The sequence below is a fragment of the Streptomyces flavofungini genome (assembly GCF_041028215.1).
Lineage (GTDB): Bacteria > Actinomycetota > Actinomycetes > Streptomycetales > Streptomycetaceae > Streptomyces > Streptomyces flavofungini_B.
Window position 1 is genome coordinate 1 of record NZ_JASKYR010001352.1, and the last position, 1002, is coordinate 1002.

The following is a 1002-nucleotide window of genomic DNA, read 5'->3' on the forward strand; positions in this document are numbered from 1 at the left end:
GTGGCGCAGGGAGACGGGACGGCTGGCCGCGGCGGCGGGGTCCGCGGGAAACAGGGCCGAGGACGGCGGCAGCGAGGGCGGTGAGCGGACCGCCGGGCTCGTCGCGGCGCTGGCCTTTCCCGAGCGGGTGGCCCGGCAGGTCGGCGGCGGGGTCTACCTCATGGCCAACGGAACCCGCGCCGAGCTTCGGCCAGGATCGGCGCTGACAGGCGCCCCCTGGCTGGCCGTGGCCGCCGCGGACCGCCCCGTGGGCGCGGGCCACGCGCGCGTGCTCCTCGGCGCCCCCATCGAGGAGGACGTCGCCCGTGGCGCCGCCGAGGCGCTCCTCGACGAGCGGGACGAGGTCGTCTGGTCCGGCGGCGACCTGGTGGCCCGGCACGCCGAGTACCTGGGAGCCGTGGAACTGAACAGCCGCCCGCTCCGCGACCCGGACCCCCGGCTCGTACGGGAGGGGCTCCTGAAGGGGCTGCGGGAGGAGGGCACCGGGCTGCTGAAGTGGTCGCGCGGCGCGCGTGAGCTGCGGGAACGCCTGGCGTTCCTCCGCCGCCACCTGGGCGAGCCCTGGCCCGACGTGTCGGAGGACGCCCTGCACGCGCGCGTGGAGGAGTGGCTCGAACCGGAGCTCTCGCGGGCGCGCCGCCGCTCCGACCTCGGCGGGATCGACGCGGGGCAGGCGCTGGCGCGGCTGCTGCCGTGGGCGGGCGGCCAGGCCGCGCGCCTCGACGAGCTGGCCCCCGAGCGCCTTGAGGTGCCGAGCGGCTCGCGCGTCCGGGTCGACTACTCCGATCCCGGGCGGCCCGTGCTCGCGGTGAAGCTCCAGGAGATGTTCGGCCTCGCGGAGACCCCTCGGCTCGCGGACGGCACGGCGGCCGTCCAGGTGCACCTGCTCTCCCCCGCGGGCCGCCCGGCCGCCGTCACGGCCGACCTCGCCTCGTTCTGGCGCGAGGGCTACCGCGCGGTCCGCGCCGAGCTGCGCGGCCGCTATCCGAAGCACCCGTGGCC

The 1002-nt window shown here is 78.1% G+C and carries 1 protein-coding gene; it reads left to right on the top strand.

Going from position 1 to position 1002, the window contains the following annotated elements; translation table 11 throughout:
• Positions 1–1002 (top strand): ATP-dependent helicase C-terminal domain-containing protein (locus AB8Z36_RS40995; protein WP_369218423.1); only part of this gene is annotated, 1002 nt, incomplete at both ends.